Origin of the sequence: Shinella sp. (assembly GCF_049651085.1) — a bacterium.
Taxonomy (GTDB): Bacteria; Pseudomonadota; Alphaproteobacteria; order Rhizobiales; family Rhizobiaceae; genus Shinella.
On the sequence record NZ_JBASBL010000022.1, the window covers coordinates 159,951 to 174,906 of the forward strand.

At 63.6% G+C, this 14,956-nt stretch carries 16 protein-coding genes; 6 read left to right on the forward strand and 10 right to left on the reverse strand.

Features of this window, described 5'->3' with window-relative positions:
* From cueR to WA950_RS15225, 5 genes are all read right to left on the reverse strand, one after another.
* On the reverse strand, window positions 1-411 hold the full coding sequence (cueR, locus tag WA950_RS15205) for a Cu(I)-responsive transcriptional regulator (RefSeq protein ID WP_424552554.1): 411 nt from the start codon (window positions 409-411) through the stop codon (window positions 1-3).
* Entirely contained in the window at window positions 408-641 is a 234-nt protein-coding gene (locus WA950_RS15210) for a hypothetical protein (RefSeq protein ID WP_424552694.1), read from the reverse strand. Before WA950_RS15210 ends, cueR begins: the two co-directional genes overlap by 4 nt.
* Window positions 642-715: 74 nt before the next feature.
* The gene (locus WA950_RS15215) at window positions 716-928 is read right to left on the reverse strand and encodes a heavy-metal-associated domain-containing protein (protein WP_424552555.1); all 213 of its coding nucleotides are present in this window, start codon (window positions 926-928) and stop codon (window positions 716-718) included.
* 71 nt (window positions 929-999) lie between these two features.
* A complete protein-coding gene (locus tag WA950_RS15220) occupies window positions 1,000-2,172 on the reverse strand; it encodes an aminotransferase (RefSeq protein WP_424552556.1) in 1,173 nt (390 codons plus the stop codon).
* An 18-nt stretch (window positions 2,173-2,190) separates the two neighbouring features.
* The gene (locus tag WA950_RS15225) at window positions 2,191-3,189 is read right to left on the reverse strand and encodes a LysR substrate-binding domain-containing protein (RefSeq protein ID WP_424552557.1); all 999 of its coding nucleotides are present in this window, start codon (window positions 3,187-3,189) and stop codon (window positions 2,191-2,193) included.
* Window positions 3,190-3,370: 181 nt separating this feature from the next.
* Between WA950_RS15225 and speB the strand changes: the two genes are divergently transcribed.
* The 6 genes from speB to WA950_RS15255 all read left to right on the forward strand — a co-directional run bounded on the left by speB (window position 3,371) and on the right by WA950_RS15255 (window position 9,130).
* On the forward strand, window positions 3,371-4,423 hold the full coding sequence (gene speB / locus WA950_RS15230) for an agmatinase (protein WP_424552558.1): 1,053 nt from the start codon (window positions 3,371-3,373) through the stop codon (window positions 4,421-4,423).
* A 68-nt stretch (window positions 4,424-4,491) separates the two neighbouring features.
* A complete protein-coding gene (locus WA950_RS15235; protein ID WP_424552559.1) occupies window positions 4,492-5,580 on the forward strand; it encodes an ABC transporter substrate-binding protein in 1,089 nt (362 codons plus the stop codon).
* A 79-nt stretch (window positions 5,581-5,659) separates the two neighbouring features.
* A complete protein-coding gene (locus WA950_RS15240) occupies window positions 5,660-6,694 on the forward strand; it encodes an ABC transporter ATP-binding protein (RefSeq protein ID WP_424552560.1) in 1,035 nt (344 codons plus the stop codon).
* Entirely contained in the window at window positions 6,691-7,545 is an 855-nt protein-coding gene (locus tag WA950_RS15245; RefSeq protein ID WP_424552561.1) for an ABC transporter permease, read from the forward strand. The genes WA950_RS15240 and WA950_RS15245 overlap by 4 nt, the downstream gene beginning before the upstream one ends.
* A complete protein-coding gene (locus WA950_RS15250; RefSeq protein ID WP_424552562.1) occupies window positions 7,542-8,339 on the forward strand; it encodes an ABC transporter permease in 798 nt (265 codons plus the stop codon). The genes WA950_RS15245 and WA950_RS15250 overlap by 4 nt, the downstream gene beginning before the upstream one ends.
* Before the next feature lie 8 nt (window positions 8,340-8,347).
* Entirely contained in the window at window positions 8,348-9,130 is a 783-nt protein-coding gene (locus WA950_RS15255) for a carbon-nitrogen hydrolase family protein (protein ID WP_424552563.1), read from the forward strand.
* Between the two features lie 81 nt (window positions 9,131-9,211).
* On the opposite strand, the gene WA950_RS15260 is transcribed toward WA950_RS15255, so the two are convergent.
* From WA950_RS15260 to WA950_RS15280, 5 genes are all read right to left on the reverse strand, one after another.
* Window positions 9,212-10,882, reverse strand: a complete 1,671-nt coding sequence (locus WA950_RS15260) for an amidohydrolase (protein ID WP_424552564.1) — start codon at window positions 10,880-10,882, stop codon at window positions 9,212-9,214.
* Between the two features lie 18 nt (window positions 10,883-10,900).
* Window positions 10,901-12,082, reverse strand: a complete 1,182-nt coding sequence (locus WA950_RS15265; protein ID WP_424552565.1) for a serine hydrolase domain-containing protein — start codon at window positions 12,080-12,082, stop codon at window positions 10,901-10,903.
* 77 nt (window positions 12,083-12,159) lie between these two features.
* Complete coding sequence (locus WA950_RS15270; protein WP_424552685.1) at window positions 12,160-13,194, reverse strand: extracellular solute-binding protein; 1,035 nt, start codon at window positions 13,192-13,194, stop codon at window positions 12,160-12,162.
* Between the two features lie 40 nt (window positions 13,195-13,234).
* Window positions 13,235-14,038, reverse strand: a complete 804-nt coding sequence (locus WA950_RS15275) for an ABC transporter permease (protein ID WP_424552566.1) — start codon at window positions 14,036-14,038, stop codon at window positions 13,235-13,237.
* On the reverse strand, window positions 14,031-14,954 hold the full coding sequence (locus WA950_RS15280; protein WP_424552567.1) for an ABC transporter permease: 924 nt from the start codon (window positions 14,952-14,954) through the stop codon (window positions 14,031-14,033). Before WA950_RS15280 ends, WA950_RS15275 begins: the two co-directional genes overlap by 8 nt.
* Window positions 14,955-14,956 lie beyond the last annotated feature (2 nt).

The window sequence follows — 14,956 nt, forward strand, 5'->3', positions numbered from 1 at the left end:
CTAGCAGCATTTTTCCTCTGATTTTCCGGTGGCGAGCTGCTCGAGAATCGGGCAGTCCGGCCGGTCGTCACCTTGGCAATGGGCGGAAAGGTGTTCGAGCGTGTGCACCATTTCCTGCAGCAGGCGCATCTTTTCCCGCATCTCGTCGATATGCGCGCCGGCGATGCGCTTGACGTCGGCCGAGGCGCGGGCGCGATCCTGCCACAGCGTCAGGAGATCGCGGATCTGGGCGATGGAAAAGCCGAGATCGCGGGCGCGGCGGATGAAGGAGAGCGTCGAAAGGTCCCGCGGACCGTAGACCCGGTAGCCGGCGCCCGTCCGTCCGGCCTGTGGAATGAGGCCGATCTGCTCGTAGTGGCGGATCATCTTGGCGGTGACGCCTGTCGCCTCCGCCGCTTCGCCTATATTCATGCCAAATCTTCCTTGTAGGTCGGGCGGAAGCGCTTCAGCCGTAGCGCGTTGGAGACGACGAAGGTGCTGGAGAGCGCCATGGCGCCCGCCGCCAGCGCCGGCGAGAACCGGATGCCGAAGGTCGGTAGAGCAGGCCTGCGGTCACCGGTCTCCACCCGGCGCATGCAGGAGGCGCGGGTCATGTCCGAGATAGAAATCCTGATCGTCTGCTGGTCGTTTGCGGTGAGCATGATGCACCCTTCATCCTAACTCGGATAGATCGTGCATCTTCCCATCATGTCAAGGTCAAGCGATGTTTCGGGAATCATGCATCGACGGGCGAATAGCCTTCGGCCTCGATGACCGATGCGACCGCGGCGCGGTCGCCGGCATTCTCGATGGTGACGCGCTTTGCGGCGATGTCGATATCGACTTTGGCTGCGGGGTAGGCGGTGAGCACCGCGCCGGTGATCGCCTTGGCGCAGTGGCCGCAGGTCATGTCGGAAACGGTGAAGGCGAGGATATTGGCATTGCTCATGGGGTATCTCCTATGTGTTTCCACATGCTGAAGCCTTACCCCATGGCAAGGTCAAGTCCTGAAATGGCCGTTCAATCCAGCGTGAACCCGCCGAGGCGGTCTTTCAGCCGCGAAATGGTTTCGACATCGGCATTGGCGAAGGCAAAGCGCAGATAGCCTTCCTGTCCTGCGCCGAAATAGCTGCCGGGCAGGCAGAGGATGCCGGCCTCCTTGGCGAGCTTTTCGGCAACGCGGGCCGAAGGCGCGTCGCCGAACGGGTGGCCGATGAAGGCGAAATACGCGCCGACCGCGCCGATGCGCCAGGCTGGCGTATGGGCCATGGTGGCGCGAAGCGCTTCCACCCGGCGCGCGATCTCGCGGCGGTTCTCTTCACGCCAGTCGGCCAGCAGTGGCAGGGCGGTCGCGACGGCAGCCTGGGCGGAGCGCGGCGGGCAGATCTGCAGGTTGTCCATGATCTTCGCCACCTGCTCGACCACGCCGCTGCCGGCCGTGATCGCGCCGAGCCGGTGGCCGGGGATGCAGAACGACTTGGAGAAGCTGTAGAGGCCGATCAGCGTGTCCTGCCAGCCGGCGCGGCCAAACAGGTCGTGCGGGCGCCCAGTGCCCTCCGGCAGGAAGTCGCGATAGGTTTCGTCGAGGATGAGCCAGATGCCGCGCGCCACGCAAAGGTCGTAGATGGCTGAAAGCAGTTCCGTCGGATAGACCGCGCCGGTCGGGTTGTTCGGCGAAACCAGCGCCAGCGCCCGCACGTCCGGGGTGATTGCGGCAGCAAGCGTCTCGACATCCGGCAGGAAACCGTTTGCCGGATCGCAGGCGGCAAACCGCGTCTTGATACCCAGCATGGCAAGCGTGGTTTCCTGGTTGAAGTAGTAGGGATCGGTCATCAGCACGGCATCGCCGGTCCCGGCGATGGCCATGGCGGCGCAGATGAAGGCCTGGTTGCAGCCGGATGTGACGTGAACATTGCCAGCGTCAAGCGGGACGCCGTAGGTTTGCGAAAGATGCCCGGCATAGGCCGCGCGCAGCACGTCTTCCCCCTCGATCGGTCCATAGCCGGTATAGGCGCGTGAGGCGGCGTATTCGCCGAGCAGCCGCAGCATCTCGGGATGCGGCGGGTAGCCCGGAACGGCCTGCGACAGGTCGATCATCGGTCCGCTGCGGCCGTCATAGGCCTTGCCCCAGGCGAAGACGGACGGGATGGGCGGGGCAGCGAGGGTTTCGACGAGCGGGTTGAAGCGAGGCATGGCTGTTTCCGTGGAAGGTCAGGCGCGGGTCTTGCGCATCGGGGTGGAGAGGGACCGGTTCTTGGCCGGGGTTGGGGTATCTGTCGTGCGGCCTCGGCCGCGCAGCAGCTTGCGGGCATTGGCCTGCGGTTCGGGAAGGGTTTCTTCGAGCGCGGCAAAGAGCCAGTCGATGAAGACCTTCACGATGGGCGTCTGGCGCGCCGACTGCCGGCAGGCGACATAGAAGGCGTCGTTCGCCGGGACCGACAGGTCGAAGGGCACCACCAGCTCGCCGCGAGCGATCAGGTTGCTTGCGGTGATCGTATCGCCGAGAGCAATGCCCTGCCCGTGCAGGGCCGCTTCGGTGGACAGGCGCGCATCGCTCATGAAGTGCTGGCGGCCACGGCCTATCTCGAGGGCGTCGGCCGCCGAAAGCCAGGTGTTCCATTCGCGCCCGTCATCGCCGTGAAACAGCGTGTGGTCCGCAAGATCCCGAATGGAGCGCAGCGGGCGGCTATTGAGCAGCGTCGGGCTGGCGACGGGGAAAAGCTGCAGATACGACCAGAGCCGCGTCCAGCAGTCCGGCCAGTTGCCGTCGCCATAGAGCATGCTGACATCCGTATCCAGCGAGCGCAGATTGTCGGGGTCGTTGGAGGCGATGAGCGTGATGCGCACGCCCGGAAATTGATCGGTGAAGGTGTTGAGGCGTGGAATCAGCCAGAGCGAAAGCAGGGCGGGCACGCAGGCGATGGTAAGGTCGCCGCGGGTTTCCGGTTGTCGCATCAAGGCTGTCGCCGCCGCGATCTCGCCGAAAGCGTTGGTGACTGCCGGCAGCAGCAGCGCGCCCTGCGGCGTCAGCTTGAGCCGTTTGCCGCCGCGCTCGAAAAGCGTCGTTCCCAGCGATTCCTCGAGCGCGCGGATCTGGTGGCTCACCGCGCCGTGCGTGACGTTCAGTTCCCGCGCAGCCGCTGAAACGGCGCCGCGCCGGGCGGTCGCCTCGAAGGCACGCAGGGGATTGAGCGGTGGCAGGCGCGACATCGTCAACGAAACCTGATGTGTGAGTTTTTCTCACGGTGAGAGCTACAACAATGTCAATTGATTTTCCAGACATTTTGTAACGATACTGTAAAAAACGAGGGCATAGCCCCGGGGGAACATATCGAAACGCTTTCGCACCGGCCCCCGGTCTGCCCGCATTCCTGACAAGCGAGGTAGAACGATGACCGGCAGCAAGCTCGATGAACTGAAGGCAAAGTACGGCGCAAGCCACGGCGGCGAGATGTTCGACCCGGCCTTCCGCAAGGTCGCCGAAAAAATCTTCACCAAGAACGGCACCCGTGTCGCGCCCTATGCCGGCATGCCGACCTTCCTGTCCGCGCCCTTCATGGCGGTCGATGCCGAGGAGCCGGACTTCGGCAACCTGCAGGTTGCCATCACCGGCGTGCCGATGGATCTCGGTGTCACCAACCGTCCGGGTTCGCGTTTCGGGCCGCGCGCCCTGCGCACCATCGAGCGCATCGGTCCGTATAACCACGTGCTCGATTGCGCGCCGGTGCAGGAACTGCGCGTGGCCGATATCGGCGACGTGCCGTTCCAGAGCCGCTACCGGCTCGAACTCAGCCATGACGACATCGAGAAGCGTTTCAACCAGATCGTCGATGCCGGGGTGATTCCGCTCGCCGTCGGCGGTGACCACTCGATCACCCATCCGATCATGAAGGCGGTCGGCAAGAAGCAGCCTGTCGGCATGATCCATATCGATGCCCATTGCGATACGGGCGGCCTGTTCGACCAGACCAAGTTCCACCATGGCGGCCCGTTCCGCAACGCGGTGCTGGACGGCGTGCTCGATCCGGCCCGCACGATCCAGATCGGCATTCGCGGCTCGTCGGAATATCTGTGGGAATTCTCCTATGAGTCCGGCATGACCGTCATCCACGCCGAAGAAGTGACCGGCCTCGGCATTCCGGCGATCATCGAAAGGGCGAAGGCGATCGTCGGCGACGGGCCGACCTACCTGTCCTTCGACATCGACAGTCTCGATCCGAGCTTTGCGCCCGGCACCGGAACGCCGGAGATCGGCGGCCTGACGACGCGCGAAGTGCTGGAGCTGATCCGCGGCCTCAAGGGCATCAATCTCGTGGGCGGCGACGTCGTGGAAGTGGCGCCGCAATACGATGCGACCACCAACACGGCGCAAACGGGTGCACAGGTACTCTTTGAAATTCTGAGCCTCATGGTATTCAGTCCTTCCGTGGCGCGGACCGCCTGACTAGAATAGCAATAACGGGAACGAACCCGGCCGGAACAACCGGCCGGCCTAACAGGAGAAAGACGACTATGCGTGACATCCTCAAGACCAATGTCAGCCGCCGCGCCGTGCTGGGCGCAGGCGTTGCCGGCGCATCGCTGCTTGCAATGCCGGCGGTGCTGCGCGCGCAGGACAAGTCGCTGAAGGTCGGCGTCTACGGCGGTTATTTCAAGGATTCTTTCGACAAGAACATCTTTGCGGACTTTACCAAGGCAACGGGGATCGCGGTCGAATCGGTCGCCGAGCCGACCGGCGAAGCCTGGCTCGTCCAGCTCGAACAGGCCGCACGCGCCGGTCAGGCCCCGGCCGACGTCTCGATGATGTCGCAGGTCGCCATGCTGAAGGGCCAGTCGACCGAACTGTGGGCGCCGCTCGACATGGCGAAGATCCCGAACGGGTCGAACCTCATCGAACATTTCGTCAACAAGTATCCGGACGGCCGCGTCGCCGGCATCGGTGCGGTGGCCTGGTACATCACGCTCGTCACCAACACGAATGTCTTCAAGGAAGCCCCGACCTCCTGGAGCGCGCTGTGGGATCCGGCAAACGCCGACAAGCTCGGCCTGCTGGCGCTCGTCTCCAACTCCTTCCTGCTGGAAGTGACGGCCAAGACCCATTTCGGCGGTACCAATGCGCTCGACACCGAGGAAGGCCTCCTCAAGGCGTTCGAGAAGCTCGCGGAAGTCAAGCCGAACGTTCGCCTGTGGTATCGTGACGAAGCCCAGTTCGAGCAGTCGCTGAAGTCGGGCGAAATCCCGATGGGCCAGTATTACCACGACGTGACGGGCCTTGCCGCCGCCGATGGCCAGCCGGTCCGCTCCACCTTCCCGAAGGAAGGCGGCATCATGGATTCGGGTTGCTGGGCGCTGTCGCGCGCTTCGAGCAAGGTCGAGGAAGCCCACACCTTCATCAACTACATGAGCCAGCCGTCGATCCAGGCGCTGCTGTCGCGCAAGGTCGGCACTGCGCCGACCGTCAAGCGCGATCTCCTCGACCTGACGGCCGAAGAGTTTGCCGCGGTCTCCTCCGACATCGAGCCGATCATTCCGCGCTACGATCTCTACACGACCAAGGCCGACTGGCTGAACCAGAAGTGGACGGAAATGATCGCGGGCTGACGCTCCGGTCGCCATCAACATCACCAGCCGGCTCTCGCAGCCGGCTGGCAACAGGCCGCAAGCGCCGAGCGGAGCTCCAATGTCCGGACTGACCCTCCAGAACGTCACCAAGCAATTCGGCACGTTTACGGCCGTCAGGAATGTCGAACTGACGGTGCCGCACGGCACCTTCGTCTGCTTGCTCGGGCCATCCGGCTGCGGCAAGACCACGTTGATGCGCATGGTTGCCGGCCTCGACCTGCCGACGAGCGGGGAGATCCGGCTCGACGGCAAGGACATCACGAATGTTCCGACCCACAAGCGCGATCTCGGCATGGTCTTCCAGTCGCTGGCGCTCTTCCCGCACCTGACGGTGGGCGAGAACATCGCCTATTCGCTGCGCATTCGCGGCGTCAGCAAGGAGGATCAGAAGAAGCGGGTCGACGAGCTTCTCGCGATGATCCATCTCACCGGCTATTCCGACCGCCCCGTCGCAAAACTCTCCGGCGGCCAGCGCCAACGCGTCGCCATCGCCCGGGCGCTCGCCATCTCGCCAAAACTCTTCCTGCTCGACGAGCCGCTCTCCGCGCTCGACGCCAAGCTGCGCGAGGCCATGCAGGTGGAATTGCGCCAGCTCCAGCAGCGCCTCGGCATCACCACCATCGTCGTCACGCACGATCAGCGCGAGGCGATGACCATGGCCGATACGGTCGTCGTGATGAACGGCGGCGAAATCCGTCAGGCCGCACCGCCGGTCGACATCTACCGCCGCCCGGCCGACACCTTCGTCGCCGACTTCATCGGCATGACGAACCTCATCGATTTTTCCGCCGATGCCTCCGGCACTTCGGTTCTCGGCGCATCCGTCTCCGGTCTCGCCATCCCGTCCGGCCTCAAGTCGGGCATCCTCTCCGTCCGCCCGGAAGACGTGCGCCTGACCGCTCCCGGCAACGGAGCGATCACCGGCACGGTCAGCTTCGTGCGCGATCTCGGCGGCACGATCGAGACCTTCGTGGAGGCCGGCGGCAAGCAGATCGTCGCCGTGTCCATGCCGAACGCCCGGCCGGAGGTTTCCGTCGGCCAGTCCGTCGGCGTCTCGCTGAATCCGGACGATTGCGTGGTGCTCAAATCATGAGACGAGAGGCCCCGCAAAAGCTTTCCGACTACGGTCCGCTCGTCTTTCCTGCGGGCATGCTGATCGTCTTCTTCGTCGTGCCCTTCGCGACGATGATCGCCGTTTCCTTCTTCAAGCGCGATCCGGCCGGCTTCTATTCGGTCGACTTCGTCTTCGACAACTATGTTCGGTTCCTGAGCCTCTTCTTCGGCAAGGTGCTCGGCTTCTCGCTGTTCCTCGCGGTGGCCGTCGCCATCTGCTGCGTCGTGCTTGCCGTTCCCTTCACCTACCTGCTGTCGCGCGCCAAGCGCCGCACGCAGGTGCTCTGGCTGGTGGCGCTGCTTTCGATCCTCTCGCTTTCGGAAGTCATCATCGGCTTTGCCTGGTCGACACTGTTCTCGCGCACGGCCGGCATCACCAATCTCCTCGTCACGCTCGGCGTCATGAAGGAGGCGGTGGCGCTGAACCCGAGCTTCGGCGCGGTGCTCACCGCCATGGTCTATCAGGCGCTGCCCTATACCGTGCTGGTGCTCTATCCCGCCCTGGTGCGGCTCGATCCGACTCTGACGGAAGCCGCGCGCACGCTCGGCGCCTCGCCGGTCAAGTCCTTCTTCACCGTCGTCGTGCCGGCGCTGCGCAACACCATCGTCGCAACGCTGATCATGGTCTTCATCTTCGCGCTTGGCTCCTACCTCCTGCCGCAGATTCTCGGCCGGCCGCAGCACTGGACGCTCTCTGTCCTCATCACCGATCAGGCGATCTACCAGTCGAACATGCCGTTCGCCGCCGCCATGGCCGTGTTCCTCGTGCTCGTCACGCTCGGCCTCGTCGCACTGACGGTCTATGCCGGCCGCAAGGGAGAAGCCGCATGAACGCCCTCCTGCAAAAGGTCTATTTCGGCCTCATCGGCCTGTTCCTCTCGCTGCCGTTCATCGTCGTCGCCGGCGTGTCGGTGAACGAGAAGCAGACACTCGCCTTCCCGCCGCAGGGCTTTTCGCTCGGCTGGTACGGCGAGATCTTCTCCAATCCCGAATGGCGCAATGCGCTCTTCGCATCGCTTACGCTTGCCGCGCTTTCGGCGGCGCTGGCGCTCGCCATCGCGCTGCCGCTCGCCTGGTTCCTCTGGCGCCGGCATGCCCCCTGGGCGAACATCTTCCAGCTGCTCGGCATCGCGCCCTTCACGCTGCCGCCGGTCATTACCGCGCTCGGCCTTCTCACCTTCTGGGCGACGACCGGTTTCTATGGACAGCCGGCAACCGCCGTCATCAGCCATGCGATCTTCTTCGTCACTCTGCCGCTCGTGACGCTCTCGCTCGGGTTTTCCTCCATCGACCGTTCGCTGGTGGAAGCCGCCGCGACGATGGGCGCCGATGACCGGACGGTCTTCCGCACCGTGGTCCTGCCGCTGATCCTGCCCTATCTCGTCTCCGGCTATGCATTCGCCTTCGTGCTGTCGCTCAATGAGTATATTGTGGCCTATATGACGATCGGCTTCACGATGGAGACGCTGCCGATCAAGATCTTCAATGCGTTGCGCTACGGCTATACGCCGACCATGGCTTCGGTCACGATCCTGTTCGTTGCGATCGCCGCCACCATCTTCGGCCTCGTCGCGCGCTTCGGCGATCTTCCGAAGCTGCTCGGCGCCATGTCGTCGCGGGATTAGGAGATACCATGCGCATTGCCGCCCTCCAGATGCACGCCATCGCAGGCGATGGCGAGGCCAATATCGAGCGCATCGCCGCTGCTGCGGCCGATGCCGCCGCTTGCGGTGCGAAGCTCCTGATCCTGCCGGAACTGGCCGTCACCGGCTATGGTGCGGGGCAGGAGGCTTTCGCACGGCTCGCGTCGCCCGCAACCGGCGACGTGGCAACGCGGCTCAGCGCGATTGCACGCGACAACAAGCTTGCCATCGTTGCCGGCTTTGCCGAGCAGGAAGGCACGCGGACCTACAACAGCGCACTCTTCACCGATGGCATCGGCACCAACGCGGTCTATCGCAAGTCGCATCTTTACGGGGACTACGAGCGCAGCGCCTTCAAGCCCGCCGCGCCGACCTCCGTCATGGTGGAACTCGGCGGCGTTCGGCTCGGCATGCTGATCTGCTACGATGTGGAGTTCCCTGAAAACGTGCGTCGTCTGGCGCTGGCCGGGGCCGATCTCGTCGTCGTTCCGACGGCGCTGCCGAAGGGCGCTTCCGGCACTTTCATCGCCAATCACATGATCCAGGTGCGCGCTTTCGAAAACCAGGTCTTCGTCGCCTATATCAATCATTGCGGCGAGGACGATCACTTCACCTATGCCGGCCTGTCCCGGATCGCCGCGCCCGACGGCAAGCTGCTCGCCGAAGGCCCCTGCGAGGGCGAAACCCTGCTGTTCGCCGAAATCCGCCCCGAGGACTATGCGAAGTCGCGGGCGGAAAACACCTATCTGCTGGACCTCGCGCGTCAGGGCTGACAGCCGCCATCGATCCTCGGGTGTGCCCCGAGGATCCGCCAATGCGGCACGCCTTCAACTCTTACCTCGGTGGGCTTTCCATCATGCCTGATAGGTGATGCGTCCATCGCAGATCGTGGTGACGGGCCGGAGCGCTGCGAGCCGTGTCGCGTCCGTCGTTTCCACATCGCCGGAGAGCACGACGATATCCGCCAGATAGCCTGGCTTCAGCATGCCCTTGCGGTCTTCCATGAACTCGACCCATGCGCCGGTCTTCGTATAGGCGGCGAGCGTCTCGTGCAGCGAAAGCCGCTCGTCCTTCATGCCGTCCTTCCAGACGCTGCGTGTCATGGCGCATTCGATGCAGTGCATCGGATCGAGCGGGGAAACCGGCCAGTCGGTGGCGAAGACGATCGGCGCGCCGGCATCGACCAGTGTGCGCCAGGCGAAGGCGTGGGGCCAGCGCGCCTCGCCGATATAGGACAGGTAAGGTTCCAGCGGCAGGCCGGCGCTGCCCGGCGGATGGGTCGGCTGCATGGAGGCGACGGTGCCGAGTTCCCTGAAACGCGGAATGTCGTCCGGATGCACCACTTCGATATGCTCGATGCGATTGCGGCTGTCGCGCTTGCCGTTCGCCTTCATGGCGGCCTCGTAGCCGTTCAGCACCATGCGCACGGCGCCGTCGCCGATGGCATGGACCGCGACCGGCAGGCCGAGCCTGTCGGCGGCGATGGTGATGTCGTCGAAATGGGCCTGCGTGAACAGTGGATCGCCTTTCAGGCCCGGCTGGTGCGCATAATCGTCGATGAAAACGGCTGTGCTCGATTCCGTCACGCCATCCATGAAGAGTTTTACGAAGTCCGAGCGCAGGCGATCGGAATTGAAGCGCTCGCGCCACGCGGCCGCCTTGGTCTCAAGGTCCGAGAGCGGCATGAAGTTCTTCATGTGGAAGGGCATGCGCACCCGCACCGGAAGGCCGCTCGTCCTCTCGATCTCGTCCAGCATTTCCAGCTGGTACAGGCTGCCGTCCATGTTCTGCAAAGAGGTGATGCCAAGCGATGCGACATAGGCAAAGCCGTGCCGGATGATCTCGATGTCTCCGGCCCGTTCCTCGGCGGTGACATGGTCCGGGTCGCCACCGGTGCCGACGCCGAGCATGTCGCGCGCGCCGGTCTCGCCGAACATGGAGACGGGGCGGATGGCGTCGCTCTCGCGCAATTCCCCGGTCGCAAGGCCGTCCTCGCCCATGACGATCTCGTTGCCGATGCCGACGTCACGCCCCTCGAGGATGCCCGCCATTTCCAGCGCCAGCGTATTGGCCCAGGCGGTGTGGTGGTCGGGCGCGAAGATCAGCACGGCGCGATCCGGCAGGATACGGTCGAGATGATGGCGCGTCATGCGCTCGTCGTCGGAAAGGATGGTGTAGTCGGCATGCTGGGCGATCAGCAGCCGGCGCTCCGGGTGTTCTGCCGCATAGGCCTTCAACGCCTTGTCCAGCGCATCGAAGCCCTTCATGCCCATGACCGAGAGTTCGCGCAGTCCGGCCGAGCCGCCGAAAATGTGCATGTGCGCTTCGTTGAAGCCCGGCAGGACCGTGCCGCCCTTCGCGTCGATCACATGGGTGTCGGGGCCGGAGAACTGGTCGATCCCGGCCTCCGAACCGACGGCCAGGATGCGGTTGCCCGAGATGGCGATCGCGCTCGCGCGCGGGTTCGCCTCGTTCATCGTCAGTACCCGCGCATTGCGGATGATATAGCTCGCTTCCCGCTGCATGGCTTTGGCCTCGTTTTCTCAGGCTGCCCGCTGGCAGAGCGCCCGGAAGAAGGTGAACATGTCCTGGTTGTCTTCGTCGCCCAGCGGTTCCGGCTGGGAGGATAGTTTGGCGATGACGGTTTCGGTGTTCGGGTCGACATAGAGCCACTGGCCATGGATGCCGATGGCGCAGAAGGCCCCATCGGCCTCGCCCGACTGATACCATTGGCTGCGATAGCGCCCGTTCGGCAGGTCGACATTGCGGCCCTGCTGCCAGGCTTCCCGGTCGCCGTTCTCCTGCATGTCGCGGATCCAGCCTTCCGGCACGACCTGCCGGCCGTTGCGCACGCCGTGGTTTCGCAGCAGCTCGCCGAGACGGGCAAGGTCGCGCGCGGTCATCGAGACACCGCCTGCCGTGCGCGGCGTGCCGATCGCATCCACCGTGATGTTGGCATTGCTCTTCGCGCCCATCGGCTTCCACAGGAGATCGGATACAAGGTCGGCGAAGCGCGCGCCGGTCACGCGCTCGATGATGACGCCGAGAAGATCGGCATTGGGCGAGGCATAGTAGAATGGTCCGCCATGCGGCCGCTCGGCCTTCTCCAGCGTGAGAAGGAAGGAGGCCAGCGTCTCCGGCTCGGCATCCGGCAGCGGCGGGTTCCACAGCATGGAGCGACGATAGCGCGCGAAGGCCCCGTAGGGATCGAGATAGGCTTCCTCGAAATCGAGGCTGACGCGCATGTCCAGCACGTCGCGATAGGTGCAGTCGCCGTAGACGCTGCCCTTTGCCTCGGGCAGGTAATCGGTCACGGGGCGGTTCGGGTCGATGAGGCCCTGCGCTTCCAGAATGCCGGAGAGCACGGCCGTCAGCGACTTGGAGATGGAAAAGACGAGATGCGGCGCATTGGGGTCTGTATGCGCAGCGTAGTGTTCCGCGACGATCTCTCCCCTGCGCATCAGCACGAAGGCATCCGTATGGGCGAAGTCGAGGAAGGCACGGGCGGTCGGGCTACCGGCAAGCCCGGTCTCCATCGGCGCATCGAGGAAGGCGTCGCTGGCGACAGGCACTTCCGCCGTCACGACCTCCGCGTTGATCAGCGAGGTGGGTACGAGGTCGCGGACGTTCTGGAAGGTCCAGCGGCTGTAGGGAGCGGTGCGCCAGTTGGCGAGGGTGACGTCGGCGCGCGCAAAGCCGTGCCTGTTCTTGAAGGTCTTGATCATGTTCTTTCCAACTGAAGCGCGGGAAGGCGATGTGCCTTCCCGCGTAAGGTCGTCGTCGAGTTTTGCGGCGGTGCCGCCTATTTCTGCAGTTCGGTCCAGATCTTGGTGTAGAGCTGCTGCGTTTCCGGCTCGCAGCTCGCGAGGAACTCACCGGCGGGCTGGAATTCGGCCGGGACGGTCAGTTCGGGTGCGGTCTGCATTTCGGCCGGCAGGAACTTTTCCGAACCCTTGATGCCGTTGGCATACTTGGCGAAGGCCGAAATCATGGCGGCGTTTTCCGGCTCCATGATGAAGTTCATGAACAGCTTGGCGTTCTCGGCGTTCTTGGCGTCCTTCAGGATCGCGATGCTATCCATGAAGTATGCGAAACCTTCCTTCGGATAGCCGAACTTGATGTCGGCGTTCTTCTCGCGCGAACGCATGATGGCGCCGTTCCAGTAGTACACGGCCGCATAGTCGCCGGCGGGCAGCTTCTCGGTCACGCTGTAGTCCATGGCAAGCCACTTGGCCTTCGCCTCCACGAGCTTGTCGCGGACCTTGCGCAGGACATCCTTGTCCATCGTGCACCATTCGCCGCCGAAATACTTGATCGTGGCGAAGAGGACGTCGTTCATTTCCGGCGCCACGTTGATCTTGCCGACCAGCTCTTCCGGCGGGTCCAGGAAGATGGCCGACGTGTTGATGTCGCCCTTGTAGACCGAGCTGTTGACGCCGATGCCGGTCAGGCCCCACTGCCACGGAACCGTGTAGTGACGGCCCGGATCCCACGGTACATTGACCCACTGCTCGTCGACATTCTTGAAGTTTTCCATCTGGTCGGGCCGGGCTTCGTCCAGAAGGCCTTCCTTGACCCAGATCTGCACGTAGTTCGCGGAGGGCACGACGATGTCGAAGCCGTGGCCGCCGGCACGGATTTTCGCAAGGGCCGTGTCGTTGGAATCGTAGTCGGTGATCGTCACCTTGACGTCGAACTTCTCTTCGAACTTCTTGATGAGTTCCGGGCTGGTATAGTCACCCCAGTTGTAGATGTTGAGCTGGCCGGCGGCCGAGGCGGTGCTGGCCATGGCCAGCGCGCCAACTGCCGCCATTGCTGTCGTCGTCATCCATTTCATTCTCATTGTCTGTTCCTCTCTGTTGTTCGTTTTGAGATGATTATTGTTTTCGGCGGTTGATGAAGAAGAAGATCACGACAAGCGCGGTGGAAAGCGCAAGGAAAACCGTGGCGATGGCGTTGATCTCGGGCGAAGTCTCGCGCCGGAGCTGTCCCAGCATGTAGGTCGGCAAGGTGTCCTGTCCGCCAGACTTGACGAATTCGGTGATGACGACGTCATCCAGCGAAATGACGAAGGCCAGCATGAAACCGGCGATGATCGCCGGGCGCAGCAGCGGCAAGGTCACATGCAGGAAAGTCTTCCAGCGTGTGGCATAGAGGTCGGCCGCCGCCCGCTCCAGCGTCAGGTCCATGCTCTCCAGCCGGGCGCGGATGGGCAGGTAGGCAAAGGGAATGCAGAAGGCGCTGTGCGCGACGATCAGGTAGCCGAGGCCTGAATAGCCGGTCCAGACCTTGATCCGCGAGAAGACGATCAGCAGCGCTACGGCCGTGACGATTTCCGGCACCATCAAGGGCTGGTTGATGAGGGCATATTTGAAGGTCAGGCCGCGATAGGGCTCGGTCCGCGTCGTCGCCAGCGCAGCCATGGTGGCGGCGATGGTGGCGAGAAAGGCTGCCCAAGTCGCGATGATCAGCGAACGGATCGCTGCGTCCTGGACGGCCTGGTTCTGCCAGGCCACCACGAACCAACGCGTCGAAAAGCCATCCCACCGGGACAGGGATTCCGCTCCGTTGAAGGAATAGATGACCAGTGCGGCGATCGGCAGATAGAGCGCGAAGAATGTGAACAGGGTAATGAGCCCGAAGCCGGGCTGGGCGCGCACGTCGAAGCGGGTCTTAAACATGGCCCGATCCTCCGCGCGAGGCATTGCGCACATAGAAGATCAGCGCGACCATCACCAACGCCATCAGGGTGATCGACATGGCCGCGCCGAGCGGCCAGTTCCGGCCGGAGCCGAACTGCATCTCGATCAGGTTGCCGAGCATCATGTTCTTGCCGCCGCCCAGCACGCGCGGAATGACATAGGCGCCGAGCGAAGGGATGAAGACGAGGATGGAACCGGCGATGAGGCCGGGCTTGACCAGCGGGATCACGATCCGCCGCAGCACCTGGAAGCGCGTCGCATAGAGATCGTATCCCGCCTCCACCAGCCGGAAATCTAGTTTTTCGATCGAGGCGTAGAGCGGCAGCACCATCAGCGGCAGATAGACATAGGTCATGCCGAGCAGGTTGGCGGTGTCCGTGTACATGATCTGCAGCGGGCTCTTAATGACGCCGAGCCAGATCAGCGCATTGTTCAGGAGGCCCTCGTTGCGGATGACCTGCTGCATCGCGAAGGTGCGGATCAGAAGGTTCGTCCAGAACGGGATCGTGACGAGGAAGACCCAGATCTCCCGGGTGTGGGGTGGGCGGGTTGCGATGAAATAGGCTGTCGGAAAGCCGAGGATCAGGGTGAGAAGGGTCGTGAAGAAGGAAAGCTGAAGCGATCGCCAGATGATGGACAGATGCGCGTCCGCAAGGCCCAGCGTGTCATCGAATATATCGCGCTGGAAGAGCACCGCGGTCCAGCCGTCCAGCGAGAACTCGCCGAACCTGACGTCGCCATAGTCGCCCTTGGCCATGAACGAATAGAGCAACATGACGAAGAGCGGCCCGGCCGCTGCAATGAAGATGACGAGCAGGGCCGGTGCGCTGAGCAGCCAGCGGGAGCGAACGTCCTGTTTCCTCGCCGCCAGAGCGGCCTGTTGTGCGCCGCTCATCG